Source organism: Kitasatospora sp. NPDC048365, assembly GCF_043200835.1.
In the GTDB taxonomy this organism is placed as follows: Bacteria; Actinomycetota; Actinomycetes; order Streptomycetales; family Streptomycetaceae; genus Kitasatospora; species Kitasatospora terrestris.
On record NZ_JBICYJ010000016.1, the window covers coordinates 15,717 to 40,258 of the forward strand.

Genomic DNA, 24,542 nt, shown 5'->3' on the forward strand with positions numbered 1-24,542 from the left:
TCGGTAATCAGATGTCCAGAGTGTGGACAGATTGTTCGTCGGCTTTTCATCTCTCGACCAACTGTGCGATCAGTGGCCGGAATTGACGGTGCATGGAGGGTTCCCGAAACCATGTGACGTATGCAATTGTACATGTCACTCAAGCACGTTCCTCTCCCCACGGAGGCCCCACACCGTGCGCTCCTTCCGCATGTCCCGAACCCTGTTCACCCTGCTGCTGGCGTGCTGCCTGGCCGTCGGCGCCTTCTCCGCACGTGGCCACGCGGCCCCCCGGCCCGCCCCCCAGGCGGACCGCCAGGCCCCGCGGCCTGCCGCCGGCTCCGCCCCCACGGACGCCGTCGACGGTCGCAGCGCGCTCAGCGAGCGGGCCCCGCGCAGCACCGACTCCCTCCGGCCGCAGCAGTCGAAGGCCGCTCCCCGGGCGCTCGCGGCCGCCACCTGCACCGTTTCGGACTTCACCACCCGGACCGGCAGCGCGCTGGTCGCCACGATCAAGGGGGCGAGCGTCGACTGCGTCAACTCGCTCTTCCCGCTGACCGGTTCGGACGCCTACGGCGCGTTCCGGGAGGCGCAGATGGTGACCGTCGCCAACGCCCTGCGGGACGTCTCCGCGAGCTACCCCGGCGACAACTCCGGCTCCGCCACCCAGCTGGTGCTCTACCTGCGGGCCGGCTACTACGCGCAGTGGTACCACCCCGCCGACGTCGGCCCGTACGGCAGCGCGCTGCAGACCGCGATCCGCGGCGCGCTGGACGCCTTCTTCGGCTCCGCGCACTCCCGCGACGTGACCGACGCCAATGGGCAGACCCTCTCCGAGGCGGTCACCCTGATCGACAGCGCCGCCGAGAACGCCCGCTACCTGTCCGTCGTCAAGCGCCTGCTGAGCGGCTACAACTCCTCGTACAACGCGTCCTGGTACATGCTCGCCGCGGTCAACAACACCTACACCGTGCTGTGGCGCGGCCACCAGAACGCCGACTTCGTCACCGCGGTGCAGAACGACGGCAGCGTGCTCACCACCCTGGACGCCTTCGCCACCGCCAACAACGCGCTGCTCGGCGGTGACCTGGGCTACCTGGTCTCCAACGCCGGCCGCGAACTCGGCCGCTTCCTCCAGCACTCGGCGCTCCAGCCGACCGTACGGCCGCTGGTCAAGCACCTGCTCGACCAGTCCACCATGACCGGCCGCACCGCCGCGCTGTGGGTCGGCGCGGCCGAGATGACCGCCGAGTACGACGCCGCCAACTGCGCCTACTACGGCACCTGCGACCTCGCGAACCGGCTCAAGGCGGCCGTGCTCACCGTCAGCTACACCTGCAGCCCGAGCATCCGGATCGTCGCCCAGCAGATGAGCGCCACCGAACTCGCCGACAGCTGCACCAGCCTGCGCAACCAGGACGCGTACTTCCACGGTGTGGTCCGCGACAGCGGCCCGGTCGCCGGCGACACCAACACCGCCATCGAGGTCGACGTCTTCGACTCCAGCGCCGACTACCAGACCTACGCCGGCGCGATCTTCGGCATCGACACCAACAACGGCGGCATGTACCTGGAGGGCAACCCGGCCGCCGCCGGCAACCAGCCGCGCTTCGTCGCCTACGAGGCGGAGTGGGTCCGGCCCGCCTTCCAGATCTGGAACCTCAACCACGAGTACACCCACTACCTCGACGGCCGCTTCGACATGTACGGCGACTTCAACGCCGGCCAGGCCCAGCCCGCCGTCTGGTGGATCGAGGGCTTCGCCGAGTACGTCTCCTACTCCTACCGGGGCGTCACCTACACCGACGCGCAGACCCAGGCCGGCCGGCACACCTACGCGCTGTCCACGCTCTTCGACACCACCTACGACAACGCTGACTCCACCCGGATCTACAACTGGGGCTACCTGGCGGTCCGCTACATGCTCCAGTCGCACCGGGCCGACGTCGACGCGGTGCTCGCCAAGTACCGCGCCGGCGACTGGACCGGCGCCCGTACCTACCTGAAGTCCACCGTCGGCACCCGCTACGACGCCGACTTCAACAGCTGGCTCACCGCCTGCTCGGCCGGCAACTGCGACTCCGCGCCGCAGGCCCCCGAGTGCACCGGCGCCGACGCCCGGCAGCTCGGCAAGGACTGCCGCCGCTCCAACCTGGCCGCCACCACCGGGAACTACAGCTACCTGTACGTCTACATCCCGGCCGGCACCGCCCGGCTCACCGTCACCTCCGCCGGCGGCACCGGCAACGCCGACCTGTACTACAACGGCTCCACCTGGGCCACCACCGGCGCGTACACCGCCCGGTCCACCGGCTCCGGCAACGGCGAGACGCTGACGATCACCAACCCGCCCGCGGGCTACAACTACATCAGCCTGTACGCCCAGGCGGGCTTCAGCGGGGCGTCGGTGACGACCTCCTTCTGACCGTCCCTCCCGGGGCCCGGTCCGCCACGGCGGGCCGGGCCTCCCGGCGTCCGGCGGCCCGGGGCAGGCGATGAGGGATCATGGGAGGAGCCCGCCGCCGACACGAAGGAACACCTCGTGGCCCAGATCGTCCTCTTCCACTCCGCGTACGGCCTGCGCCCGGCCGTCCACGCCGCCGCCGACCGGCTGCGCGCCGCGGGCCACCGGGTGCACACCCCCGACCTGTACGACGGGCGCACCTTCGACGACGTCGAGGAGGGCATGGCGTACCGCGACGAGGTCACCAACGACGAGCTGCTGCGCCGCGCCGTCACCGCCGTCGCCCCGCTGCTCACCGACCCCGCCGCACCGGGCCTGGTGTACGCCGGGCTCTCGCTCGGCGGCTCGCTCGCCCAGAACCTCGCGCTCGCCGACGAGCGCGCCCGCGGCCTGCTGCTCCTGCACGGCACCTCCGACATCCGCGAGGACGCCGCCACCGGGATCCCGGTGCAGCTGCACGTCGCCGAGCCCGACCCGTTCGAGTCCGAGGACTGGCTGAACGCCTGGTACCTCAACCTCACCAAGGCCGGCGCGGACGTCGAGGTGCACCGCTACCACGGCGCCGGCCACCTCTACACCGACCCGGAGCTGCCCGACTGGGACGCCGAGGCCGCCGAGCAGACCTGGCGGACCGCGCTCGCCTTCCTGGCCGAGATCGACGAGGCCGACGGCATCGGGACGGGCGACGGGGCCGGCGAGGGCTGACGGCCGCCTCGGCCCGCAGAGCGAGCTGCGGCTGGTGATCCGGCGCGAGCTGCGCGGCCGGTCAGACCGGCGGGTGCAGCAGCGGCCGGGCGAGGCCGGTGACCGCGGCGGCGCTGGCCATGCCGAGCAGGGCGCCGGCCGCCACGTCCCCCGGGTAGTGCACCCCGGTGTGGACCCGGGAGTACCCGACCGTGGCGGCCAGCAGGCCGAGCGGCACGGACGTCCACGGCAGGCAGGTGCCGACGGCGGTGGCGAAGGCGAACGCCGACGCGGTGTGCCCGGACGGGAAGGACGCCGAGACCGGCATCGGGACGTGCCGGACGAACGGCACCTGCGCCGCGTCCCGGTCCGGCCGGGGCCGGCGGGCCAGCTGCTTGCCGAGCAGGTTGGCACTGACCGAGGCGACCGTGACCGCCGCCACCCCGGCCGCCGCCGCCCGGCGGGCCGCACCCGGGCGGACGGCCAGCAGCGCGGCGATCGAGAACGAGATCTTGGAGTGGTTGGCGGCGGTCGACAGCTCCCGCAGCCAGGTGTCCAGGGTCGGCGTGGGGGTGGCGGCCACGGCCGCGTACACCGCCTGGTCGACGACGGTCAGTTCGCGGACCGTCTCGCGCAGGCGGACGGCGAGCGGGGAGCTAGTCAGCGTTCTCTCCGAGGGCGAGGTGGTAGAGCCGGCGCCAGTCGAGCGGCCCGGTGACCGGCGGTGCGCCGGGCCGGTCGCGCGGCACCCGGACGCGCAGCGCGCCCGGGCGGATCCGGCAGCGGACCGGGGTGGGGAAGTTCAGGGCCTCGCCGTCCACCGCGACCGGGATCGAGTCGGCGTCCGCGGAGACGGTGACCTCGGGGACGGTCACCGAGGTGACCGCCTCGGCCCGCCCGCCGCGCAGCGCGACGTCCGCGGCCTGCGCGGCGCCGGTCACCTTGATGCCGAGCACGCCGAGCAGCCCGGAGTCCAGGCGGGGCCGGCGGCCGGCCTCCATCAGGTCGGCCGTGGTGTACGGGTTGTTGCTGACCAGGATGGCCTGCGGCGCGTCCATCCGGTGCTTGCCGGCCTGCGCGGTCAGCCGGGGGCCGGTGGCGCCGACCAGCAGGTCGGGCAGGTTGGCCAGCGCGGTGGCGGTCTTGGCGTCGCGGTACTCCGGGCTCTGCACGATCTCGGCGTAGGTGCCGAAGGAGACCGTGTTGACGAACGCGCGGCCGTCGATGTCGCCGAGGTCGATGCGCAGCTCCTCGCCCGCGTCGGTCAGGGCGTCCAGGCAGCGGGACGGGTCGGTGCGGTCCAGGCCGAGGTCCATCGCGAAGTGGTTGCGGGTGCCGGCCGAGACCACCAGGAAGGGCAGGTCGTGCTCGGCGGCGATGGCCGCGACCAGTGCCTGGGTGCCGTCGCCGCCGGCGACGCCGAGCAGGTCGGCGCCGTCCTCGACGGCCTGCCGGGCGAGCGCGGCGACGTCCTGCGGGGCGGAGGGGTCGAGCAGGATCACCCGGGCGCCGAGCGCCTCGGCCCGCCGCAGCAGGTCGAACTTCGCGACCTTCCCGCCGCCGGACTTCGGGTTCATGATCAGGACGGCGCGGCGGGGCGGGGGAGTGGCGACGGCGGGGGACGTGTGGGTGTGCCGGTCCCGGTGCAGCGCCTGGCGGGCGCAGCCGAGCGACAGGCCCCACAGCAGCAGCGCGGCGAGGACGTCCGGCCAGAGGTCGCCGCTGGCGTAGATCGCGATCACGGTGGCGGGCGCGGCGAGCGCGAGCAGCCCGCCGAGCAGCCGGACCGGGCCGCGGTGGGCCACCAGCCACCAGACGCCGGCCGCGGTGAGCAGCAGACCGGCCAGGCCGGTGACGATGATCAGCGGGCTCCACAGCCCGGCGGCGAGCACCAGCACCAGCACGGCCGAGGCGGCGCACAGCAGGGCGGCGCGGGCGTAGCGTCGGGTGCGCAGGGGACCGCTCACGGTGCTGCTCCTCTCCTGGGTGAACTGATGCCCCGGGCCGCCGCAGGGCATCCCTGAGGTCACTCGAACGGGCGAGCGATCCCTACAGGCCCGGGATCCGCTCGTTGCGGTACAGGTCGACGAAGAGCTGGTGGTCGGTGCGGGCGCGGGCGCCGTAGGTGTGGGCGAAGTCGACCAGCATCGCGGTGAAGCCGGCCTCGTCCCGGCCGATCGCCTCGTCGATGGCGTGCTCGGTGGAGAACGGCACCAGGCTGTGGCCGCTGGAGGACTCGTCGGCGGCGGCGTGCATGGTGGCGGTGGCGCGGCCCAGGTACTCGGTGACGGCGAGCAGGTCGGCGGGCTCGTGCAGGTCGGTCCAGTCCAGGTCGGTGGCGTACGGCGAGACCTCGGCGACCAGCTGGCCGCGCCCCTGCAGGACGGTGTGGCCGAGCCAGGGGTCGCTGTGGGCCTGCAGGGCCCGCTGGGAGATGACGGTGCGGTGGCCCTCGTGCCGGAAGTACGAGCGGATCGAGGGATCGGTCACGTGCCGGGAGACGGCCGGGGTCTGGCCCTGCTTCAGGTAGATGATCACGTCGTTCTCCAGGGCGTCGGTGGGCCCTTCGAGCAGCAGGTTGTACGAGGGCAGGCCGGCGCTGCCGATGCCGATGCCGCGGCGGCCGACCACGTCCTTGACCCGCAGCGCGTCGGGGCGGGCGCGGGAGGCGGGCGGCAGGGTGTCCCGGTAGGCGTCGAAGGCGGCGAGCACCTCGTCGCGGGTGTCGTGGTCGAGCTCGATCGCGCCGTTGCCGAGCAGGAAGCGGCGGTCGTGGCCCTCGACCACGGTGTCGGTGTCGAGCATCGAGACCCGGGTCTGCACCCGGGCCCGGCGCAGCACCTCCAGGACCGGCCCGGTGGCGGTGTCGAGGGTGTACGCCTCGGCGCGGCCGGTGGCGGCGAGCCGGGAGATCTGGGCGCGGTAGGCCTCGGCGAAGCACCGGACCAGCTCGGTGATCGTCCCGTCGGAGAGCGCCTTGGCGTAGCCGATCAGGGCGAGCGAGGCGGCCAGGCGCTGGACGTCCCAGGTGAAGGCGCCGACGTAGGCCTCGTCGAAGTCGTTGACGTTGAAGACCAGCCGGCCCTCGGCGTTGAGGTAGGTGCCGAAGTTCTCGGCGTGCAGGTCGCCGTGGATCCACACCCGGCCGGTCCGCGCGTCCAGGAAGTCGCCGCCGTGCCCGGCGTACGCGCCGCCGTCGGCGACATCCGCGTAGAAGAGGCAGGCGGTGCCGCGGTAGAAGGCGAAGGCGGAGGCGGCCATCTTGCGGAACTTCACCCGGAACGCCGCCGGGTCCTGGGCCAGCAGGTCACCGAAGGCCGTGTCGAAGACCCGCAGGACGGTCTCGGATCGCTCGGCGGTGGACATGGCGGCTCCTTCGGGGCGGTGCGGGGAGGTACACCTGACCGACGAAGGAACCCCCGCGGTGGTTCCGGCCCGTCACACGGTCGGCGGGGTGCTCGGCGGCTGCGGCAGGACTGGGGGCGGCGGCAGCGGGTGCTGCTGCGGCTGCTGGTGCTGGTGCTGGTGGGGGAAGGCGGCCGGCTGCGGGTAGGGGACGTAGCCGGCGTACGGGGGCGGGAAGTACCCGGGCTGCGCCGGGCCCACCGCCCGGGTGACGCCGGTGACCACGCCGACCGCGACGGCCAGCAGCAGGGTGAGCAGCGGGACGGCGATCAGCGCCAGCTGCCCCGGGGTCTCGGTGGCCGCGGGGGCGCCGCCCCCGGTGAGCAGGCTGACCAGCGCGCTCGACGAGGCGTAGGCGTTGACCGCGAGCAGGACGGTGGCGGCGGGCTTGGCCCAGGCGCTGCCGCGGAAGGCGCCGACGGCCAGCACCACCAGGGCGACGCACAGCGCGGTGTCCTGGCCGAAGAAGCTGGCCGGCGCGACCACGTAGTGCTCGTAGCTGAAGCCCAGGGCATCCAGCAGGTAGGCCGGTCCGGCCTGGGTCACGTCGTACGCCAGCACGATCAGCTCCAGCAGCAGCTGGGCGAGCAGCAGCACGCCGACGGCGACCGCCCCGCCCTTGCCGGGCTGCCGCGGGCCGGGCGGTGGTACCTGTCCGTACACCATGGATCCCCCTCCGTGTCGGTGGTCGCGCCGAGGGTAGCGCGAGCCCGGGACGCGGGGCGAGTCCCGCGTCAGGAGCGGCCGGTGGGGGACTAGACTCGGTGCCGCGAACCCGGAAGCCGTGGTCCGAGCCCTGGTGGTGGCTCGGGCCTTACGTGTTTCAGCCCTCACCCAGGACCCCGGAGGCCCCGCCTTGAGCGACCAGCCGTACGCGCACCTGCACGTCCACACCGAGTACTCGATGCTGGACGGCGCCGCCCGGCTGAAGCAGCTGTTCAAGGAGGTCGAACGGCTCGGGCAGACCCATGTCGCGATGACCGACCACGGCAACATGTACGGCGCGGCGGAGTTCCACAAGCAGGCGACCGCGGCCGGCATCACCCCGGTGATCGGCATCGAGGCGTACGTGGCGCCGGAGAAGCGGTCCAACACCAAGCGCATCCTGTGGGGCCAGCCGCACCAGAAGAAGGACGACGTCTCGGCGTCCGGCGCCTACACCCACAAGACCATCTGGGCCCGGAACCGGGAGGGCCTGCACAACCTCTTCAAGCTGACCTCGCGCTCCTACGCCGAGGGCTGGCTGGTGAAGTGGCCCCGGATGGACAAGGAGATCATCGCCGAGCACGCGGCCGGCCTGATGGCGACCACCGGCTGCCCGTCCGGCGAGGTGCAGACCCGGCTGCGGCTGGGCCACTTCGACGAGGCGCTGAAGTCCGCCGCCGACTACCGGGACATCTTCGGCGCCGAGAACTACTTCCTCGAGCTGATGGACCACGGCCTCGACATCGAGAAGCGGGTCCGCGACGGCCTGCTGGAGATCAGCAAGAAGCTGAACATCCCGCCGGTGGTCACCAACGACTCGCACTACACCACCGAGGCCGACGCCGGCGCCCACGACCTGCTGCTCTGCGTGCAGACCGGCAAGAACCTCTCCGACCCGGACCGCTTCCGCTTCGACGGCACCGGCTACTACATCAAGTCGGCCGCCGAGATGTACGGCCTGGACTCCTCCGACGCCTGGCAGGAGGGCTGCCGGAACAGCCAGCTGCTGGTCGCCTCGCGCGTCGACACCGAGGGCATGTTCACGTTCAAGAACCTGATGCCGCGCTTCCCCATCCCGGAGGGCTACGAGTCCGAGGCGGACTTCTTCAAGGCCCAGGTGTGGAAGGGCATGGACTGGCGCTTCCCGGGCGGCTACGACGAGGAGCACAAGAAGCTCGCCGAGTACGAGATGGACACCATCATCCAGATGGGGTTCCCGGCGTACTTCCTCGTGGTCGCCGACTTCATCATGTGGGCCAAGGAGCAGGGCATCGCGGTCGGCCCCGGCCGTGGCTCGGCGGCCGGCTCGCTGGTCGCGTACGCCATGGGCATCACCGACCTCGACCCGATCCCGCACGGCCTGATCTTCGAGCGCTTCCTCAACCCCGAGCGCATCTCCATGCCCGACGTCGACATCGACTTCGACGAGCGCCGGCGCGGCGACGTGATCCGCTACGTGACGGAGAAGTGGGGCTCCGACAAGGTCGCCATGATCGTCACGTACGGCACCATCAAGGCGAAGGCCGCCATCAAGGACTCCTCCCGGGTCCTCGGCTACCCGTACGCGATGGGCGACCGGATCACCAAGGCGATGCCGCCGGACGTCATGGGCAAGGGCATCCCGCTCTCCGGCATCACCGACTCCTCGCACCCGCGCTACAGCGAGGCGGGCGAGATCCGCGGCCTGTACGAGACCGACCCGGACGTCAAGAAGGTCATCGACACCGCGCGCGGCATCGAGGGCCTGATCCGCCAGCCCGGCGTGCACGCGGCCGGCGTCATCATGTCCGCCGAGCCGCTGACCGACCACATCCCGGTCTGGACCCGGCACACCGACGGCGTCACCATCACGCAGTTCGACTACCCCACCTGTGAGGGCCTCGGCCTCCTCAAGATGGACTTCCTCGGCCTGCGCAACCTGACGATCATGGACGACGCCGTCAAGGCGATCGAGAAGAACAAGGGCATCAAGATCAACCTGCTTGATCTGCCCCTGGACGACAAGCCCACCTACGAGCTCCTCGCCCGCGGTGACACGCTCGGCGTCTTCCAGCTCGACGGCGGCCCGATGCGCTCGCTGCTGCGCCTGATGAAGCCCGACAACTTCGAGGACATCTCCGCCGTCCTCGCGCTGTACCGACCGGGCCCGATGGGCGTCAACTCGCACACCAACTACGCGCTGCGCAAGAACGGCCAGCAGGAGATCATCCCGATCCACCCGGAGCTGGAGGAGCCGCTCAAGGAGATCCTGGAGCCCACCTACGGCCTGATCGTCTACCAGGAGCAGGTGCAGAAGGCGGCGCAGATCCTGGCCGGCTACTCGCTCGGCCAGGCCGACCTGCTGCGCCGCGCGATGGGCAAGAAGAAGAAGGAGATCCTGGAGGCGGAGTTCGTCCCCTTCCAGAAGGGCTGCCGCGAGCACGGCTACTCCGACGCCGCGGTCCAGGCGGTCTGGGACGTCCTGGTCCCCTTCTCCGGCTACGCCTTCAACAAGGCCCACACCGCCGGCTACGGACTGGTCTCCTACTGGACGGCGTACCTCAAGGCCAACTACCCGGCCGAGTACATGTCCGGCCTGCTCACCTCGGTCAAGGACGACAAGGACAAGTCCGCGGTCTACCTCAACGAGGCCCGCAAGATGGGCATCAACGTCCTGCCGCCGGACGTCAACGAGTCCGACGCCGACTTCACCCCGCACGGCAACGACACCGTCCGCTTCGGCCTCACCGCCATCCGCAACGTCGGCGGGCCGGTGGTCGAGTCGATGATCCGCACCCGCAAGGCCAAGGGGAAGTTCGCCTCCTTCCCGGACTTCCTGGAGAAGGTCGAGTCGGTGGTGTGCAACAAGCGCACCGTCGAATCCCTGATCAAGGCGGGCGCGTTCGACTCGCTCGGGCACACCCGCAAGGGCCTGACCGCGCAGTTCGAGCCGATGATCGACAACGTGGTCGGGGTCAAGCGCAAGGAGGCCGAGGGCCAGTTCGACCTGTTCGGCGGCGACGCCACCAGCGACGAGCCGAGCTTCGGCCTGGACGTGGTCTTCTCCGAGGAGGAGTGGGACAAGGCCTTCCTGCTCACCCAGGAGCGCGAGATGCTCGGCCTGTACGTCTCCTCGCACCCGCTGCACGGCATCGAGCACGTCCTCGCCGACAAGGCCGACTGCGCGGTCGCCGACCTTGCCGAGCGCCCCGACGGCGCCATCGTCACCATCGGCGGCATCATCTCGGGCCTGCAGCGCAAGATGACCAAGCAGGGCAACGCCTGGGCGATCGCCACCGTCGAGGACCTGGCCGGCTCCATCGACTGCATGTTCTTCCCCGCCAGCTACCAGCTGGTCTCCTCGCAACTGGTCGAGGACGCCGTGGTGTTCGTCCGCGGCAAGCTCGACAAGCGGGAGGACGTGCCGCGCCTGATGGGCATGGAGCTGTCCGTCCCGGACCTCTCCAACGTCGGCGCGCAGCTGCCGATCGTGATCACCGTGCCCGACAACAAGCTGACCCCGCCGCTGGTCGCCCGGCTCGGCGAGGTGCTGGCCCACCACAAGGGCACCACCGAGGTCCACGTCCACCTGCGCGGGCGCACCAGGACCACGGTGCTGCGCCTGGACCGGCACCGGGTGAAGTCGGACCCGGCCCTGTTCGGCGACCTCAAGCAACTCCTCGGCCCGAGCTGCCTGGCGGGCTGATCAGGCCCGCTTCGGGGCGAGGGCGGCGAGCCGGCCGGACAGCGCCTCGGTGCGCGGGCGGTGGCGGGTGTTCTGGAACGACCGGATCAGCCAGCCGCCGTCCGCGCCGCGCACCAGCACGTAGGTCTGCACGGACAGCGCCCGCCCGGCGGGCCTGTCCCGACGGCCCTTCAGGACCGCGCCCCGGGAGTGGACCAGGGCGGTGTCCGGGCCCAGCATCGCCAGGCCGGTGATCTCGGCGTACAGCCGGGATCCCTTCAGCACGCCCTCGAACAGGCCCCGGTGGCCGTCGGCGATGCCCGCGCGGCCGACCAGGTGGCCGCCGAAGAAGGTCACGTAGTCGGCGTCCTCGGTGAAGCAGGCGGCGTACGCCTCGGTGTCGCCCCAGGCGGCGCGGTGGGTCTCGAAGAACGCGCGGACGGCGGTGGCGCTCATGGCTGATCCTCCGGTGCTCGGCTAGAATTGCTTGCATCGATGCAATAGTTGCATGGATGCAAGTACTCGGCAAGGGGAAGGCGGCGGCATGTCCGAGCGGGAGCGGGAGGCACTGGTCGGCGAGGGCGCAGTGGCGTACCGGGAGTACCTGGGCGCGGTGGTGCTGCACGGGCAGGCGGCGGCCGAGGTGCTCGGGCAGAACCCGACCGACGTGTACGCGCTGAACGTGCTGGCGCTGTCCGGGCCGCTGGCGGCGAGCGTGCTGGCCGGGCGGATCGGGCTCTCGCAGAGCGCCACCACCCGGCTGGTCGACCGGCTGGAGCGGGCCGGCCGGGTCCGGCGGGTGCCCGACCCCGCCGACCGGCGGCGGGTGCTGGTGGAGTCGATGCCCGTCCCCGCCGAGGAGGACGAGCGCGCCTTCGGGCCGGCCCGGCGCCGGCTCGGCGAGGTGTTCGCGGGCTTCTCCGAGGACGAACTGCGGGTGCTGTTCCGGTACTTCACCCAGGCCGCGCCCGCGCTGCGGGAGGCCGCCGCGGAGACCCGGGGGATCGCACCGCAGAACTAGTTCCGAACTTCCGCGCGAAAAGTTGTTATCTCCTGTGTCTCCTGGGATCTCCCAGGTGTCGGTCGCCCATCCCCTCATGGCCGACGAGGAGACACACATGGCACGCAGGAAGGCGGCGTCGTCGCACCGACGCCGGAGCAGCCGGAAGCTGCTGGTGACGGTCACCGGTCTGGTGGCCGGAGTGGCGGTCGCGGCCGTCGGATTCGGTGCGGTGACGGACGGTCTGCTGCCGCGGACCACGACGGCGGCGGCGCAGGACGTGGTGCCCACCCCGGCGGCCGGTCCGGAGCACAAGCAGGCCCCGGCGCCGATCACCCGGATACCGGACAACGATCCGTCCAAGGGCCTGGTGTACACCGGACTGACCGCGGCGGCGAGCGGCGACCGCTGCGTCGGCGTCTACAAGGTGTCCGAGGCGGGCCTGTGCACGCACGGGCCGGACGCGCCGCCCAAGGGCGTGGACATCCGCAAGAACACCGAGCCCGCCGTGGCCGCCGGTGACAAGGCGCCGGTGCTGCAGGGCGGTTCGACCGACCCGGCCGCCGCCGACCTGGTCAAGGACGTCCCGGTGGTGGTCGACGCGCAGAGCGGCACCGCCCTCGCCGCCGCGAGCCCGGCCGCGGCCGGCGCCGCCCAGGCCCCCGGTGCGGCGGCCGCCGCCGGCAGCGCGGTGGTCTGCGACGGCGACGGCAGCACCGGCAACCGCGTCCAGGTGCTCTACGTCCACGGGCCGAACCAGGACCGCTTCGCGCAGTACCTGCCGTCCTTCCAGAAGTGGGCCGCGGACACCGACGTCATCTACAACGCCTCCGCGCAGGAGACCGGCGGCGTCCGGCACGTCCGCTTCGTCACCCAGCCCGACTGCACCGTCTCGGTGCTGAAGGTCGAGGTGTCGGCGTCCGCGCTGCAGGAGTTCGGCGCGATGAACGACGCGCTCGCCTCGCAGGGTTACAAGCGCAAGGACCGCAAGTACATGGTCTTCGCCGACGCGCAGGTCTACTGCGGCATCGGCACCTTCGCCGGCGACGAGCGTCCGACCCAGAACAACCTGAGCAACTTCGGCCCCTCGTACGGCCGTACCGACTCCGGCTGCTGGAGCGGCTCGACCGCCGCGCACGAGCTGGGCCACAACCTCGGCGCGGTCAACAACAGCGCGCCGAACACCAGCAAGGGCGGCCACTGCGTCGACGAGTGGGACATCATGTGCTACTCGGACAGCCCGTACTACCCGCAGATGCAGACCCACTGCCCCGACCGGGCGCACGACGACCGGCTGGACTGCAACCACGACGACTACTACAACACCGCGCCGAAGGCCGGCAGTTACCTGGCCACGCACTGGAACGTCGCGGACAACCAGTTCCTGATCAACGGCAACGGCAGCAACCCGAACCCCACGCCGACCCCGACCCCGACGCCCACGCCGACCCCCACCCCGACCCCGACCCGGACCGGCTCCACGCCGACCCCGACGCCCACCCCCACCCCGACGCCGACCCCGACGCCCACCCCCACGCCCACCCCGAGCCCGACCGCGACCGGCTCCACGCCGACCACCGGCCCGGACGTGACGGTCGGCCAGCTCACCCCCAACTCGGCGGTGGTCAGCTGGAAGCAGACCGCGGGCGCGACCGGCTACGAGCTGATCTTCAACGGCCGCTCGCTGGCCACCGTCCGCGCCACCGTGGTGCGGATCGTCGGGCTGCAGCCGGACGCCCAGTACAAGCTGGCGATCGTGGTGCACGGCGCCGACGGCAAGGCCTCCAAGCCGGGCCGCACCGCGACCTTCCGCACCCCGGCCTCGGCCGGCCCGACCAAGCCCGGCACCCCGTACCTGCTGACCAACACGCTGACCGGCCAGGCCGCCGACATGTGGGGCGGCTCCACCCGTGACGGCGCCGTGCTGATCGGCTACCAGCGCACCGGGTACGCCAACCAGCAGTGGCAGTTCGAGGACGCCGGCGACGGCTACCTGCGGATCAAGTCGGTCCGCTCCGGCAAGTGCCTGCAACTCGGCGGCGCGCCGGTGCGCGGCCAGTACGTGATGCAGCAGACCTGCGGCACCGCCGACAGCCAGCAGTGGAAGCTCGCCTCGGACGGCGCCGGCTACCGCCTCACCGCCAAGGGCTCCTCGCTGGTGCTCGGCAGCAGCAGCCGCTGGTACTACGGCGGTTGGCTGCTGGAGCTGCAGCAGCCCGGCACCGCGGGTGCCGGCCAGAACTGGACCGTCCAGCCGGCGTCCTGACCCGACCCCGGTCGCACCAGGACCGGCGCGGGGGCGGCCACGAGCCAGGCCCCCCCGCGCCCCCGCCCCTTTGAGGAGACCGCCGCGATGCGAACCCGACTCGCCGCCGCACTCGTCCTGTCCGCACTCGCCGTCCCGGCGCTGGCCACCCCCGCCGGCGCCCACGGCGACACCATCCACTTCACCGTCACCGCGCTGGTCGACGGCCACACCAAGGCCGTGGCCACCTGGGACAACGACGGCGACCCGGTCGAGGAGAAGGTGGCGGCCACGCTCAGCGCGACCGCCACCGACGGCCGGACCGTCGGCCCCTGGCCGCTGGTCGCCGTCGACGCCGCCAAGGGCGACTACACCACCGCGCTGGCGCTGCCGCCGGGCAGCTGGAAGGTGACGGTGGAGTCCGGCTTCCCGGCCCTGGGCCGCGGCGAGGCGGACCTCACCGTCACCGCCGTCCCCGGCACCGCCCCGTCGGCCGCGCAGAGCGCCACCGCCGGCCCGGCGAGCGGGTCCGCCCCGGCACCGGACCGGACGGTATCGGGCTCGGCGGTGGCGAGCACCGGGCCCGCCGCCGCCCCCGCGAAGCGCGGCGGCCCCGGCGCGTGGGCCCTCGGCATCGGCGTCGCGCTCTGCGCGGTGCCGGCCGTGGCCGTCGCCCTGCTGCTGCGCCGGCGGGCTCAGCTCCAGCGGTAGCGGCGCTTCAGGCTGTCGACCACCAGGTTGAAGCGCGCCCGGTCCAGGGCGCACGCCTCGCGCCGCATGCCGCCGTCCCACACCCGCATCACGCGGTCCAGCGCGACCCAGGAGTCGCGCCCGGTGCGGTCCCAGGGGCCCGACCCGATCGGCACCCAGTCCCGGTCGTGGTCGTGGCCCTTGCTGGACAGCATCACGGTGAGCAGCGAACCGCCCTGCTCGCGGGCCACCACGAGCACCGGGCGGTCCTTGCCGCGCCCGTCGTTCTCCTCGTACGGCACCCAGGTCCAGACGATCTCGCCCGGGTCCGGGTCGCCGTCGTGGGCCGGCGCGTACTCGGTGCGCACCGCCCCCACCCGGGTCGGCTCGACCTCCACCGTCGCCTCGGGGCCGAACCGGCCCGGCTGGTACTCGTCCTGATCGATCATCTCGGCCATGCCGGAAGCCTCCCGAACCGCGCCGGGCCGGTCAAGTCGTTCCCGGCCCCCTGTTCGGTCCCGCGGGACGCCCCTATGGTCGGTGGTACGCCTACGGTTCGGGGGGATCGTGAACTTCACGCAACGTGTCGTCCGTCGAAGCGCTCTGCTGTCCCGCACCCTGCTCGGCCTGGTCGTGCTCTCGGGGCTGCTGCTGGTGCATGCGGTGGTCGTGGAGAACATCTCCTCGCCGACGTTGTGGCTGTGGCAGCTGAAGCTCCTCGACCTGCAGAGCGCCACCGACCTGCTGGTGGCCACCGGCGCGGCCACGCTGGCGCGCGCCCAGTACGCGCGAACGGTCCGCCCGGCGATCGGCGCGATCGGGCGCGCGGTGCCGGACCTCGCACCGGACAACCGGCTGGCGTGGAGCTTTCAGGTCACCAACGCGGCCCAGGACGTGGCGGTTGTCACCGACGTCTCCTACGGGCTTCTGCTCGTCCCGGCCGAGCCGGACGGGCCCGTCGACACCTTGTCCTGGACGGGCCGGGCCGAGGTGGACCACCGGTTGATCGAACGCGAGCTGGTCTGCAACGAGGACTACTGGCTGTCGCTGATGGGCGTGGGCCGTCCTCTGCCGGCCCAGGGTGCTGCTTTCGTCGGGTGGTTCACCGAGGAAGCGATGCGCGTGATCGTCGAACTCTACGTCCGGATCCAGGTGGTGGACCGGGTCGGGGACGTGCACGAGCGGGTCTTCCCGTGCCTGCGCGGCGCCGACCGCACGCCGCGCAACCCCAGCCCACTGCTGAACTGAACCACCTTCAGGCGCCCCGGAGTTCACGTGGGACCACGGCGTGCAGCGCGGCCGCGAAGGCGGCCACCGCCGGGTGCGCGGCGGCGCCCGCGCGGAAGGCGGTGCGGGTGCGGCGGTACATCGGCAGCCGGGTCAGCGCGACGCCGGCCGGGCGCTGGCCGACCGTGCCGAGATGGGGGACGAGGGCGACGCCCTGGCCGACCGCGACCAGGGCGAGCACGGTGGCGAAGTCGTCCACCTGGTGCCGGATCCGCGGGCTGAACCCGGCGGCCTGGCAGGCCCGCAGCGTCATCGCGTGGCAGAGGGTGCCCGGCCCGGCCATGATCCACGGCGAGTCGCGGTGCTCGGCGACGCTCCCCGCGGCGGGGGCCGCCAGGTACATCGGCTCGGTGAACACCGGCCCGGTGACGGCGATCCCGGGCTCGGTCTCGGTCGGCACCAGGTCGTACTCGTGCACCAGGGCGACGTCCAGCTCCCCGGCGCGCAGCGCGGCCGCGACACCCGCCGGGTCGACCTCGCTGACCATCGCCTCCAGCGCGGGGTGCCGGGAGGCGAGTTCGGCGAGCGCGGCGGGCACCAGCGCGCGGGTCGCGGACGGGTAGGCGCCGATCCGCAGCGGCCCGGCCAACCCCTGCCGGGCGTGCGCGAGTTCGGCGCCCGCGCGCTCCAGGCGCTCCAGCACCGCCTCGGTGTGCCGGACCAGGTTGTGCCCGGCCGGGGTGAGCGCGACCCGGCGGCCGGTGCGCTCCAGCAGGGGCACGCCCGCCTCCCGCTCCAGCACCGACAGCTGCTGGGAGACGGCGGACGGGCTGAAGGCGAGTGCCTCGGCCACCGCGGCGATGGTGCCGTGGTGGGCGAGTTCGCGGAGCAGCCGCAGGCGGCGGACGTCGAGCATCGGCTCAGCTTACGAGAACCATCGGAAATGTGAACTGGACCTGCACGGTCACCGCCCGGCAGGCTCGACGGCATGGAACTTCAGGGCATTCACGTCCCCCTGGTCACCCCCTTCGCCGCCGACGGCAGCGTTGCCCTCGACGCGCTGGAGCGGCTCGCCCACGACGCGCTGGCCGCCGGCGCGGCGGGCCTGGTCGCGCTCGGCACCACCGGCGAGCCTGCCGTCCTCGAACCCGAGGAGAAGGCCGCCGTGGTCGCCGTCTGCCGCCGGGCGTGCGACGCGCACGGCGCGCTGCTGACGGTCGGCGCGGGCAGCGGCCCGACCGGAGCGGCCGGCCGCGCGCTGGCCGAGCTCGACGGCGTCGCGGACGCGGCACTGGTCGCCGTCCCCGCCTTCCTGCGGCCCGGCCCGGCCGGGACGCTCGCGCACTTCGCCGAGCTCGCCGCGCGGAGCCCGGTGCCGCTGATGATCTACCACGTCCCCTACCGCACCGGGCAGCCGCTGGACGCCGCCACCCTGCTGGAGCTGCTGGCACTGCCCGGCGTCGCCGGAACGAAGTACGCGGCCGGCGGGATCGACGAGGAGACCGTCGCGCTGCTCGCCGCGGGCCCGGCCGGGGTGCTGGTCGGCGACGACCCGTACCTGTCGCCGATGCTGGCGATGGGCGCCGCGGGCGGCGTGCTCGCCTCGGCGCACCTGGCCACCGGCGACTTCGTCGAGCTCGCCGAGGCCTGGCGCAAGGGCGACGCGGACCGCGCCCGCGCCCTCGGCCACCGGCTGTCCACGCTCTCCCGGGCGCTGTTCACCGAGCCCAACCCAACCGTGATCAAGGGCGTGCTGCACGCCCAGGGCCGGATCCCCACCCCGGACGTCCGGCTGCCGCTGCTGCCCGCCTCGCCCGGCGCGGTGCAGCGGGCGCTCGCGGCGCTCCGGTAGCACCGGAAGTTTTGCGGCTGCGAACGACCCGCGCCGCAGGCCTTCCAGCGCCGGACGGCCACCGTTCACCCTGTGGGACGGCGGCCCCGCGAACCGGCCTGACAAGGCATGATGACTGTGCACATTCCAGGAGGAGGAAGTCGGATGAGGATCGGCATCGTAGGGGCCACCGGCCAGGTCGGCGGCGTCGTCCGCGAGATCCTGGCGGAGCGTAACTTCCCGGTCGAGCAGCTGCGGCTGTTCGCGTCGGCGCGCTCGGCGGGCCGGTCGCTGCCGTGGAAGGACACCGAGATCACCGTGGAGGACGCGGCCACCGCCGACTACACGGGCCTCGACATCGTGATCTTCTCGGCCGGCGGATCCACCTCCAAGGCCCTCGCGCCGAAGGTCGCCGCGGCCGGCGCCGTGGTGATCGACAACTCCTCGGCCTGGCGCCGCGACCCCGAGGTCCCGCTGGTCGTCGCCGAGGTCAACCCGCAGGCCGTGGCCGAGCGCCCCAAGGGCATCATCGCCAACCCGAACTGCACCACCATGGCCGCCATGCCCGTGCTGCGCCCGCTGCACGAGGAGGCCGAGCTGGTCGCCCTGGTCGTCTCCACCTACCAGGCGGTCTCCGGCTCCGGTCTGGCCGGCGTCGCCGAGCTGCACGACCAGGCGAGCAAGGTGGTGGACGGCGCCACCGCGCTGGCCCACGACGGCTCCGCGGTCGAGTTCCCCGCGCCGAACGTGTACCGGCGGCCGATCGCGTTCAACGTCGTCCCGCTGGCCGGCTCGCTCGTCGACGACGGCTCCAACGAGACCGACGAGGAGCAGAAGCTCCGCCACGAGAGCCGCAAGATCCTCGACATCCCCGAGCTGAAGGTCGCCGGCACCTGCGTGCGCGTCCCGGTCTTCTCCGGCCACTCGCTGCAGATCAACGCCCGCTTCGCCCGCCCGATCAGCCCCGAGCGCGCCACCGAGCTGCTCACCGGCGCGCCCGGCGTCGAGCTGTCCGAGATCCCCACCCCGCTGCAGGCCGCCGGCCGCGACCCGAGCTACGTCGGCCGGATCCGCGCCGACGAGACCGTCGACCACGGCCTGTCGCTGTTCCTGTCCAACGACAACCTGCGCAAGGGCGCCGCGCTCAACGCCGTCCAGCTCGCCGAGCTGGTCGCCGCCGAGCTGCGCGACTGACACCCGCCCGGCCCCCGTGCCGAGCCGACCGGCCCCGCTGCTCAGGCAGCGGGGCCGTCGTCGTGCACCGGCACCGGGGCGACCGTGATCGGCTGCGGCGGCGACAGCGCCCCGCCCGTCCACTGGTCGCCCGGCGCCCACCACTGGAACTCGCCGGTCCCGGTCGCCGGCACCTCGGCCCGCAGCAGCCCGTCCGGGTCGGCACCCGCCGACGCCACCGTGGTCCACACCGAGGACCCCGACGGCCGGAACTGCAGCAGCGCCACACTGCCGTACCGCGGCCGGAAACCGTTGCGGTCCCAGTCCGCCTGCTGCAGCCGCGCCGCCACCGTCACCCGCTCGCCGAGCGCCGCCCGCTCCGGCGCGGTCGCGTCGACCAGCCGGGCCGCGCGCTTCAACGAGAAACCCGCCGCCGCCTTCGCCACGTACCGGTCGCCGTCCTTCGCCCGCACCCGCAGGTCCACGAACCAGGTGCCCGCCTGGTCGTCGTACAGCTGCCGCGACGGCGCCGTGACGGTCGCCGTCCCCCGGCAGCTCGCCGCCGTGCCCGCCGGGTCGAGCGGCGTGCACACCAGCGGCGCGACCTTCAGCGCGCCGTAGCCCGGACCCCACAGGCCGATCGGGTCGACCGTCCGGATCCCGCTGTTGTCGGTCGCCACCACCTCCACCGGGAAGGTCAGCGACTCGCCCGGTCCCAGCTCCAGCGAACGGCCCCCGTTGATCCGCACCGCCGTCACCGCGGTGTCCCCGCTCGACGTCTCCGGCACCGTCGCGGGCACCAGCAGCAGGGCGACCGCACCCACCGCCGCCACCCCGCACAGGACCACCGCACTCTTCCGCACGGTGACCCAGTATTGCCGCCACCGCCGCCCGGTCCGAATCCGGCCGTTGCCGGACGGGAGGGGTAGCCGCCGTTCCGAGGGGTAAGGGAAGGCGCAACACGACCGCCGGACCACCGGGTGAGCCCCCACGACCCCGCCGGCGGGTGCAGGAGAGGTGGTGCCGGATGGACCGCTGCGTGGTACTGGTCGACGCGGGATACCTGCTGGGCGCGGCCGCCAGCCTGCTCGCCGGGGAGTCCTCGCGCTCCCGGATCTCCGTCGACCAGCAGGTCCTGATCAACGCCCTGCGGGAACGCGCCGAGGCCGAGACCGGCCTCCCCCTGCTGCGGATCTACTGGTTCGACGCCGCCATCGACCGGCGGCCCGCCCCCGAGCACCGGCGGCTGCGGGTCCTGCCCCGGGTCACCGTCCGGCTCGGCGCCCTCACCCGGGCCGAGGGGCGGTGGGTGCAGAAGGGCGTCGACGCCGCGATGCACGCCGAACTCTCCGAACTCGCCCGCAACCACGCCTGCGCGGACGTGGTGCTGGTCACCGGCGACGGCGACCTGCTGCCCGGCGTCGTGTCCGCCAAGGAACACGGCGTCGCCGTGCACCTGTGGGCCCTGCAGGCCGCCGACGGCGACTTCAACCAGTCCGAGGACCTGGTCGGCGAAGCCGACGAACGGCGCGTCCTCGACCGCGCGTGGATCGAGCGCTGGGTCCGCCCCCGCGAAGCACCCAGCGTCTTCCCCGCCGCCGCGCCCGACCCGGAGATCGCCGAGATCCTCGCCGCGCCGCCCGTCGGCCCCGCGACCGTCCCCGCACCCGCCCGGCGGCCCGTCGAACCGGCCGTCCCCGCGGTCGCCGCCGCGGCCGCCACCGCAGCCTCCGTCGCGGCCGCGGTGCGCCCCGCGGCGCTGCGGGTCATCCCCACCCCCAAGGACCTGGCCGACCGGGCCGCGCCGGTCGCCGCCGCGAGCGCCCCGCTCGGCGGGCCGGTGCTCCGCTGGTCCTCCGACCGCGGCTGGGTCGAACGGCCGCCCCGCGCCGACGGCCCGCCGGGCCCCGGCGCCGTCGCCCTCCCCACCCTCGCCGACCTCACCACCGACGCCCAGCGCTGGACCGACCGGGAGGAGGACATCACCTCGATCGGCGGCGACCCGCAGGAGGTCGGACAGGTCTTCGCCCGGCGCTGGATCGAACGGATCGGGACGACCGACCGGCTCGGCCCGCTCTGGACCGACTACCCGCGGATCCCGCACCGGCTCGACGGCGAGCTGCTCCGCTACGCGGCCCGCTTCGGGCTGCTCGCCCACAAGGACGACCAGATCGACGAGCACGACCGCTACGCCATCCGCGAGGGCTTCTGGAAGGAACTCGCCACCCGCGCCCCCACCCCACCCGCCGGCTGACCGCCCGCGGGGCCGGAACGCGGGGCCGGAACGGGGGTCCTTGTCCGGTTCTGGGTGGGGGGCGCGTAGAGTCTTCCGACGTGAGTGAGGCACCTCGGGACGGCGGCGGCGGGACGTGCTGCACGGTTCGTGGCGTGGTCAAGACCTATCGCGGTGCGGCCGGCGTCCGGGCCAATGACGGCATCGACCTGGACGTGCGGCGCGGCGAGATCTTCGGTCTGCTCGGCCCGAACGGGGCCGGGAAGTCCACGCTGGTCCGGCAGCTGACCGGCCTGTTGCGTCCCGACGAGGGCAGCATCGAGCTGCTCGGCCACGACATCGTCCGCCATCCCGACCGCGCCGCCCGGCTGCTCGCGTACCTGGGCCAGGAGTCGACCGCGCTGGACGAGCTGACGGTGGCGCTGGCCGCCGAGACGACGGGACGGCTGCGCGGGCTGACCCGGGCCCGGGCGCGGGCGGAGGCGGCCGAGGTGATCGCGGAGCTGGGCCTGGAGCCGATCGCGACCCGGCCGCTCGCCAAGCTGTCGGGCGGCCAGCGCCGCCTGGCGTGCTTCGCCGCGGTGCTGGTGGGCGAGCGTCCGCTGCTGGTGCTGGACGAGCCGACCACCGGTATGGACCCGGTGGCGCGCCGCGCCGTGTGGTCGGCGGTGGACCGCCGCCGGGCGGAGCGCGGGACGACGGTCCTGCTGGTGACCCACAACGTGATCGAGGCGGAGACGGTGCTGGACCGGGTCGCGGTCGTCGACCGCGGCCGGGTGATCGCCTGCGACACCCCCGGTGGTCTGAAGGCGCTGGTCGGCGGCGACGTCCGGCTCGACCTGGTGTGGCGCGACGAGCCGCCGCTGGAGCTGCCGGCGGTCGCCGAGCTCGCCGGGCGGGCGGAGCGCACCGGCCGCCGCTGGACCGTCCGAACCACCCCCGAGCAGGCCCGCGAACTGGTCGCCGCCGTCACCTCCGGTCCGGCCCTCGCCGCCCTCGACGACTTCACCCTCGCCACCCCGAGCCTGGAGGACGCGTACCTCAAGCTCGGCGGCCGGTCCGGAGGCCTCGCCCGATGACGCTGCTCGACGCCCCCGCGGCCCCCGACACCACCGCCGCGCCGCTCGCCGCGCGGGCCCGCCTGCTGCCCGCCCTGGACGCGGTGTACCGGGCGCAGCTGGCCCGGGCCCGGGTGTCGCGGATCCCGCTGCTGTTCGTGGCGACCTTCCAGTCGCTGGGCATCCTGGTGATGATGCGCGGCGTGGTCGACCCGGGCGACAACCCGTCCGCGCACGCCGTGGTGGCGGGTTCCAGCGTGCTGGTGGTGGCGTTCGTGGCGCTGAACCTGCTCGCGCAGTACTTCGGGCGGCTGCGGGCCACCGGCGGGCTCGACCACTACGCGACCCTGCCGGTGCCGCCGGCCGCCGTGGTGCTGGGCGCCGCCGCCGCGTACGCCTCGTTCACCGTGCCGGGGGCGCTGGTCACCGCGGTCGCCGGCTGCTGGATGTTCGCGCTGCCGCTGACCCACCTGTGGGTACTGCTCGCGGTCGTCCCGCTGGCGGGTGCGGCGCTGTCCGGGCTGGGCGCGGCGTGCGGCCTGCTCGCCCCGCGGCAGGAGATCGCCACCCTGCTCGGGCAGCTCGGCATGTCGGCGGCGCTGCTGCTGGGCGTGCTGCCGGCCGGGCGGATGCCGGGCGCGGTGCAGTGGCTGCGCGACCTGCTGCCCTCGACGTACGGGGTGGAGGCCTTCGCCCGGACGTTCGCCGACCGGCCCGACTGGGCGGCGGTCGGCGGCGACCTGGGGGTCTGCGCGGCGGTCGGCCTGGCCTCGCTGGCCCTCGCCACCTGGGCGTACCGCCGCGCGGTGCGCTGACCCGCCGCCCGGGGGGACGGGTTGATCGGCGCCCGGCCGGGGTGTCGTGAAACGATGGGCCGGTGACCGTTCCGAACACACCTACGGGTTCCCCGGCGGGCCAGGATCCCCTCGCCGTGCCGCCGCCGTACCTGCCCCAGCCCGAGCGCAAGCCGCGCGAGGTGGGCCCCGAGCTGCGGACGGGCGCCCTGCTGACGGTCGCCGGCCTGATCCTCGGGCTGGCGCTCGGCCTGTGCTGGCTGTGGCTGGCGCCCCGGGTGATGTTCGACGTCAAGAACGACCGGATCCTGTACGTGGACCCGGAGGGCGAGCAGCGGATCGGCGCCGACGGCGTCTTCGCCCTGCTCGGCCTCGCCTGCGGCGTGCTCTCCGCGCTCGCGGCGTTCCTGTTCACCCGGACCCGCGGCGGCGGCATCGGCATGGTGGTCGGCCTCGCGCTGGGCGGCATCGGCGGCTCGGTGGTCGGCTGGCAGCTGGGCATGAAGCTCGGCCCGACCAGCGACATCCGGGCGCACGCCCTGCAGGTCGGCAACGGGCACCGGATCAGCGGGGCGCTGGAGCTCGGCGCGCACGGCGCGCTGCTGGTGTGGCCGATGAGCGCGATGATCGTGGTCTTCGCGCTCACCGCGGCGTTCGGCAAGCGCGAGGAGGACCCGCCGCCGTACTGGGCCGGCCCGCAGTGGTCGCCGCCGCCGTACGGCCCGCCGTTCGCCGGTCCGCCGGCGGCCCCGGAGGCCCCCGGCGCGGCGCCGGCACCCGCTCGGCCGGGAGAGACCCCTCCCGCCCCTCCCGTGCCCCCGACGGACGCGCCCCCGGCCCCGCCCGCGCCGCCGAAGGACCCGTGGTCGGCACCGCCTAACTGATCGGTGGGGTCAGCGGCCGATCGCGGCCGTCCGCGCCCCGGTGAGCCGCACCAGCTCCGCCGGGGCCAGCTCCACCTCCAGGCCGCGGCGGCCCGCCGAGACGAAGACCGTCGGGTGGTCGAGCGCGCTCGCGTCCACCACGGTGGGCAGCGCGCGGCGCTGGCCGAGCGGGGAGATGCCGCCGAGGACGTAGCCGCTGCTCCGCTCGGCGGCCGCCGGGTCCGCCATCGCGGCCCGCTTCCCGCCGACGGCGGCGGCCAGCGCCTTCAGGTCGAGCTGGCCGGAGACCGGCACCACGCCGACGGTCAGCGCCCCGTCGACGTCGGCGACCAGCGTCTTGAACACCCGCTGTGCCGGGATCCCCAGCACCTCGGCGGCCTCGCCCCCGTACGACGCCGCCCCCGGGTCGTGGTCGTACGCGTGGACGGTGAACGCCACCCCGGCCGCCTCCAGCGCCACCGTCGCGGGCGTCCCGCCCTTCTTCGCAGCAGATTTCCTGGGCACGA

22 protein-coding genes are annotated in these 24,542 nt (G+C 73.6%); 13 read left to right on the plus strand and 9 right to left on the minus strand.

Going from position 1 to position 24,542, the window contains the following annotated elements; all coding sequences use genetic code 11:
- Positions 1–190: 190 nt before the first annotated feature.
- Together ACGFX4_RS18025 and ACGFX4_RS18030 are read left to right on the plus strand one after the other, a co-directional pair.
- Positions 191–2,404 carry a M9 family metallopeptidase gene (locus ACGFX4_RS18025; RefSeq protein WP_393074913.1) on the plus strand — a complete coding sequence of 738 codons (2,214 nt, stop codon included), beginning with the start codon at positions 191–193 and terminating at the stop codon, positions 2,402–2,404.
- A 117-nt stretch (positions 2,405–2,521) separates the two neighbouring features.
- Positions 2,522–3,148 (plus strand): dienelactone hydrolase family protein, encoded by a 627-nt coding sequence (locus tag ACGFX4_RS18030; protein ID WP_393074916.1) that lies wholly within the window; start codon positions 2,522–2,524, stop codon positions 3,146–3,148.
- A gap of 61 nt (positions 3,149–3,209) precedes the next feature.
- On the opposite strand, the gene ACGFX4_RS18035 is transcribed toward ACGFX4_RS18030, so the two are convergent.
- From ACGFX4_RS18035 to ACGFX4_RS18050, 4 genes are all read right to left on the minus strand, one after another.
- Positions 3,210–3,791: a phosphatase PAP2 family protein gene (locus ACGFX4_RS18035; protein ID WP_393075297.1), complete on the minus strand. Its 582-nt coding sequence runs from the start codon at positions 3,789–3,791 to the stop codon at positions 3,210–3,212.
- Positions 3,784–5,094 (minus strand): diacylglycerol/lipid kinase family protein, encoded by a 1,311-nt coding sequence (locus tag ACGFX4_RS18040; protein WP_393074919.1) that lies wholly within the window; start codon positions 5,092–5,094, stop codon positions 3,784–3,786. Before ACGFX4_RS18040 ends, ACGFX4_RS18035 begins: the two co-directional genes overlap by 8 nt.
- An 82-nt stretch (positions 5,095–5,176) precedes the next feature.
- Complete coding sequence (locus tag ACGFX4_RS18045) at positions 5,177–6,493, minus strand: DUF2252 domain-containing protein (protein WP_393074922.1); 1,317 nt, start codon at positions 6,491–6,493, stop codon at positions 5,177–5,179.
- A gap of 72 nt (positions 6,494–6,565) precedes the next feature.
- Positions 6,566–7,198 carry a hypothetical protein gene (locus ACGFX4_RS18050; RefSeq protein ID WP_393074925.1) on the minus strand — a complete coding sequence of 211 codons (633 nt, stop codon included), beginning with the start codon at positions 7,196–7,198 and terminating at the stop codon, positions 6,566–6,568.
- Positions 7,199–7,388: 190 nt separating this feature from the next.
- On the opposite strand from ACGFX4_RS18050, the gene dnaE reads away from it, so the two are divergent.
- On the plus strand, positions 7,389–10,922 hold the full coding sequence (gene dnaE, locus ACGFX4_RS18055; RefSeq protein WP_393074928.1) for a DNA polymerase III subunit alpha: 3,534 nt from the start codon (positions 7,389–7,391) through the stop codon (positions 10,920–10,922).
- Here dnaE and ACGFX4_RS18060 read toward each other — a convergent pair whose 3' ends face one another.
- A complete protein-coding gene (locus ACGFX4_RS18060; protein ID WP_393074931.1) occupies positions 10,923–11,357 on the minus strand; it encodes an SgcJ/EcaC family oxidoreductase in 435 nt (144 codons plus the stop codon).
- 88 nt (positions 11,358–11,445) lie between these two features.
- Here ACGFX4_RS18060 and ACGFX4_RS18065 point away from each other — a divergent pair, with 88 nt between their 5' ends.
- From ACGFX4_RS18065 to ACGFX4_RS18075, 3 genes are all read left to right on the plus strand, one after another.
- On the plus strand, positions 11,446–11,922 hold the full coding sequence (locus ACGFX4_RS18065; protein ID WP_393074934.1) for a MarR family winged helix-turn-helix transcriptional regulator: 477 nt from the start codon (positions 11,446–11,448) through the stop codon (positions 11,920–11,922).
- Between the two features lie 97 nt (positions 11,923–12,019).
- Positions 12,020–14,167, plus strand: a complete 2,148-nt coding sequence (locus ACGFX4_RS18070) for an RICIN domain-containing protein (protein WP_393074937.1) — start codon at positions 12,020–12,022, stop codon at positions 14,165–14,167.
- An 87-nt stretch (positions 14,168–14,254) separates the two neighbouring features.
- Positions 14,255–14,857 carry a hypothetical protein gene (locus ACGFX4_RS18075; RefSeq protein ID WP_393074940.1) on the plus strand — a complete coding sequence of 201 codons (603 nt, stop codon included), beginning with the start codon at positions 14,255–14,257 and terminating at the stop codon, positions 14,855–14,857.
- Here ACGFX4_RS18075 and ACGFX4_RS18080 read toward each other — a convergent pair.
- Positions 14,842–15,285 carry a type II toxin-antitoxin system PemK/MazF family toxin gene (locus ACGFX4_RS18080; protein ID WP_393075300.1) on the minus strand — a complete coding sequence of 148 codons (444 nt, stop codon included), beginning with the start codon at positions 15,283–15,285 and terminating at the stop codon, positions 14,842–14,844. The two genes, ACGFX4_RS18075 and ACGFX4_RS18080, sit on opposite strands and share 16 nt — an antisense overlap.
- Before the next feature lie 118 nt (positions 15,286–15,403).
- Here ACGFX4_RS18080 and ACGFX4_RS18085 point away from each other — a divergent pair, with 118 nt between their 5' ends.
- Positions 15,404–16,084: a hypothetical protein gene (locus ACGFX4_RS18085; RefSeq protein ID WP_393074943.1), complete on the plus strand. Its 681-nt coding sequence runs from the start codon at positions 15,404–15,406 to the stop codon at positions 16,082–16,084.
- A gap of 7 nt (positions 16,085–16,091) precedes the next feature.
- Here the strand turns inward: ACGFX4_RS18085 and ACGFX4_RS18090 are convergent, their stop codons facing one another.
- A complete protein-coding gene (locus ACGFX4_RS18090) occupies positions 16,092–16,979 on the minus strand; it encodes a LysR substrate-binding domain-containing protein (RefSeq protein WP_393074946.1) in 888 nt (295 codons plus the stop codon).
- 72 nt (positions 16,980–17,051) lie between these two features.
- Here ACGFX4_RS18090 and ACGFX4_RS18095 point away from each other — a divergent pair, with 72 nt between their 5' ends.
- Positions 17,052–17,915 carry a dihydrodipicolinate synthase family protein gene (locus tag ACGFX4_RS18095; RefSeq protein WP_393074949.1) on the plus strand — a complete coding sequence of 288 codons (864 nt, stop codon included), beginning with the start codon at positions 17,052–17,054 and terminating at the stop codon, positions 17,913–17,915.
- Between the two features lie 144 nt (positions 17,916–18,059).
- Entirely contained in the window at positions 18,060–19,088 is a 1,029-nt protein-coding gene (locus ACGFX4_RS18100; protein ID WP_393074952.1) for an aspartate-semialdehyde dehydrogenase, read from the plus strand.
- Positions 19,089–19,129: 41 nt separating this feature from the next.
- On the opposite strand, the gene ACGFX4_RS18105 is transcribed toward ACGFX4_RS18100, so the two are convergent.
- Positions 19,130–19,930, minus strand: coding sequence for a hypothetical protein (locus ACGFX4_RS18105; RefSeq protein ID WP_393074955.1), 801 nt, complete (start codon positions 19,928–19,930; stop codon positions 19,130–19,132).
- 164 nt (positions 19,931–20,094) lie between these two features.
- Here ACGFX4_RS18105 and ACGFX4_RS18110 point away from each other — a divergent pair, with 164 nt between their 5' ends.
- The 4 genes from ACGFX4_RS18110 to ACGFX4_RS18125 all read left to right on the plus strand — a co-directional run bounded on the left by ACGFX4_RS18110 (position 20,095) and on the right by ACGFX4_RS18125 (position 24,036).
- Complete coding sequence (locus tag ACGFX4_RS18110; protein ID WP_393074958.1) at positions 20,095–21,321, plus strand: NYN domain-containing protein; 1,227 nt, start codon at positions 20,095–20,097, stop codon at positions 21,319–21,321.
- Between the two features lie 80 nt (positions 21,322–21,401).
- A complete protein-coding gene (locus ACGFX4_RS18115; RefSeq protein ID WP_393074961.1) occupies positions 21,402–22,379 on the plus strand; it encodes an ABC transporter ATP-binding protein in 978 nt (325 codons plus the stop codon).
- A complete protein-coding gene (locus ACGFX4_RS18120) occupies positions 22,376–23,173 on the plus strand; it encodes an ABC transporter permease (protein ID WP_393074964.1) in 798 nt (265 codons plus the stop codon). Before ACGFX4_RS18115 ends, ACGFX4_RS18120 begins: the two co-directional genes overlap by 4 nt.
- A gap of 62 nt (positions 23,174–23,235) precedes the next feature.
- The gene (locus ACGFX4_RS18125; RefSeq protein WP_393074967.1) at positions 23,236–24,036 is read left to right on the plus strand and encodes a hypothetical protein; all 801 of its coding nucleotides are present in this window, start codon (positions 23,236–23,238) and stop codon (positions 24,034–24,036) included.
- A gap of 9 nt (positions 24,037–24,045) precedes the next feature.
- Here the strand turns inward: ACGFX4_RS18125 and ybaK are convergent, their stop codons facing one another.
- Entirely contained in the window at positions 24,046–24,540 is a 495-nt protein-coding gene (gene ybaK / locus ACGFX4_RS18130; RefSeq protein WP_393074970.1) for a Cys-tRNA(Pro) deacylase, read from the minus strand.
- Between the last annotated feature and the right edge of the window lie 2 nt (positions 24,541–24,542).

Coding starts and splice junctions, on each gene's coding strand:
- ACGFX4_RS18065 (WP_393074934.1), top strand. CDS start 11,446: ATGTCCGAGCGGGAGCGGGAGGCACTGGTCGGCGAGGGCGCAGTGGCG.
- ACGFX4_RS18045 (WP_393074922.1), bottom strand. CDS start 6,493: ATGTCCACCGCCGAGCGATCCGAGACCGTCCTGCGGGTCTTCGACACG.
- ACGFX4_RS18025 (WP_393074913.1), top strand. CDS start 191: ATGTCCCGAACCCTGTTCACCCTGCTGCTGGCGTGCTGCCTGGCCGTC.
- ACGFX4_RS18090 (WP_393074946.1), bottom strand. CDS start 16,979: ATGCTCGACGTCCGCCGCCTGCGGCTGCTCCGCGAACTCGCCCACCAC.
- ACGFX4_RS18095 (WP_393074949.1), top strand. CDS start 17,052: ATGGAACTTCAGGGCATTCACGTCCCCCTGGTCACCCCCTTCGCCGCC.
- ACGFX4_RS18070 (WP_393074937.1), top strand. CDS start 12,020: ATGGCACGCAGGAAGGCGGCGTCGTCGCACCGACGCCGGAGCAGCCGG.
- ACGFX4_RS18075 (WP_393074940.1), top strand. CDS start 14,255: ATGCGAACCCGACTCGCCGCCGCACTCGTCCTGTCCGCACTCGCCGTC.
- ACGFX4_RS18080 (WP_393075300.1), bottom strand. CDS start 15,285: ATGATCGATCAGGACGAGTACCAGCCGGGCCGGTTCGGCCCCGAGGCG.
- ACGFX4_RS18050 (WP_393074925.1), bottom strand. CDS start 7,198: ATGGTGTACGGACAGGTACCACCGCCCGGCCCGCGGCAGCCCGGCAAG.
- ACGFX4_RS18060 (WP_393074931.1), bottom strand. CDS start 11,357: ATGAGCGCCACCGCCGTCCGCGCGTTCTTCGAGACCCACCGCGCCGCC.
- ACGFX4_RS18100 (WP_393074952.1), top strand. CDS start 18,060: ATGAGGATCGGCATCGTAGGGGCCACCGGCCAGGTCGGCGGCGTCGTC.
- ACGFX4_RS18110 (WP_393074958.1), top strand. CDS start 20,095: ATGGACCGCTGCGTGGTACTGGTCGACGCGGGATACCTGCTGGGCGCG.
- ACGFX4_RS18120 (WP_393074964.1), top strand. CDS start 22,376: ATGACGCTGCTCGACGCCCCCGCGGCCCCCGACACCACCGCCGCGCCG.